We start from the raw sequence: 450 nt of genomic DNA, 5'->3' as shown, positions 1-450 counted from the left end.
AAGGCACCAAACACCCGCAAAAGCTCTGAAGTCTCGAGCATTTTCGCATTCCGTTCACCCCGACAGGTGGACAGCTCACCGGCTTTAATTAACCTGTGCAGGGTTGTCCTGCTCTTACCCGTCAGGCGTGCAGCCTCACTGATCGACACTGTCGCCATCAGTCACCCTCCTGTAGTGCATCCAGTCTGAGGGACAGTGTACGGAAAAGATGCTCCGCATCATCGTGGAGTTTCTCACAAAGGTCAGCCTCCGCATCGAGATCAAGCTCGTTAAGCTTCTCCAGCAGGAGCAGGGACTGATTCTGGATGAATTTAGCCATGTTCAGGGCAGTTTTCTGTTGTTTCGTCATAAGGGGCCTCAGGGCGTCAGTGCTCAGTGTAAGGNNNNTCTCTTTTCCGCTTCCTCGCTCACTCAGTCGCTACGCTCCTGCCGTTCGGCTGCGGCGAGCGG

2 protein-coding genes are annotated in these 450 nt (G+C 54.9%); both read right to left on the bottom strand.

Translation table 11 applies throughout. The features are described 5' to 3' along the window. A partial coding sequence (locus VZP09_RS24785) for a helix-turn-helix domain-containing protein (protein ID WP_328795547.1) occupies nt 1-158 on the bottom strand: 158 nt, incomplete at its 3' end. Further along, complete coding sequence (locus tag VZP09_RS24780; RefSeq protein WP_016947206.1) at nt 158-349, bottom strand: Rop family plasmid primer RNA-binding protein; 192 nt, start codon at nt 347-349, stop codon at nt 158-160. The genes VZP09_RS24780 and VZP09_RS24785, both read right to left, overlap by 1 nt. Nucleotides 350-450 lie beyond the last annotated feature (101 nt).

Source organism: Klebsiella sp. EMBS2024 (genome assembly GCF_036233805.1).
Lineage (GTDB): Bacteria > Pseudomonadota > Gammaproteobacteria > Enterobacterales > Enterobacteriaceae > Klebsiella > Klebsiella pneumoniae.
The sequence above is the reverse complement of the archived record's forward strand: the minus strand, read 5'-3'. Positions and strand labels throughout refer to the sequence as shown.

Coding starts and splice junctions, on each gene's coding strand:
- VZP09_RS24780 (WP_016947206.1), bottom strand. CDS start 349: ATGACGAAACAACAGAAAACTGCCCTGAACATGGCTAAATTCATCCAG.